The organism is Oleiphilus sp. HI0128 (assembly GCF_001635365.1).
Genome location: NZ_LWGG01000067.1, coordinates 1 through 760 on the forward strand (window position 1 = coordinate 1; position 760 = coordinate 760).

The 760-nt window shown below is 43.7% G+C and carries 1 protein-coding gene; it reads right to left on the reverse strand.

Annotation, left to right across the window (positions count from 1 at the left end; translation table 11 throughout):
• Positions 1-357: 357 nt before the first annotated feature.
• Positions 358-760: sigma factor-like helix-turn-helix DNA-binding protein (locus tag A3763_RS00895; RefSeq protein WP_304440767.1), on the reverse strand; the 403-nt coding region annotated here is incomplete at its 5' end.

Sequence of the window (760 nt, forward strand, 5' to 3'; positions counted from 1 at the left end):
ATGAGCGCATTTTTGCCTTCATTTTTCGAAGCGACAGCAAGAGCTATACCGCTGGAGCGAACTTCCAGCCCTACTACTTGAGCTTTCGATTTCTTTTTAAATAGCGAAAACAAATACCTGCCCCTAGATCTAAATAAGCCCCTGAATCGGAGCGCCACCAGCCTTTTTAAAGCTTTTAGTTAGAATAGTTCAGTAAGTTACTGTTTGCAAAAGTTTTATACCACATAGAATTCAACATTAAGACCCAGACTCAGCAGCAGCGAATTTTAAAACTGTAAATGCAAAAATCCCCACCAAAGGCGGGGATTTTTTACTTACTCTGATGCCTGCACAAAATTTGCGGCATACATAAGAAGCTTAGAAGCAACTATTAAACAAGGTTTCGCCATTTAAGCCCTGCTTCTCAAGGATATCTCTGAGTCGCTTAAGTGCTTCAACCTGAATCTGACGAACTCGCTCGCGAGTTAGACCAATCTCTTTACCAACCTCTTCCAAGGTGCTCATACGGTAGCCACGAAGACCAAAGCGACGAGAAAGAACTTCTTGCTGCTTACCAGACAACTGATCCAACCAGCCATCAATGCTACCTTTAAGGTTACTATCCTGCAGCAACTCTGCAGGATCAGACGCTGACTCATCAGCAACTGTATCTAGTAATGATTTGTCGCTACTGCCGCCGATAGGCATATCAACAGAGGCAACACGCTCGTTCAAGCCCAACATGCGCTTAACATCAGCAACAGGCTTATCAAGCAAATCT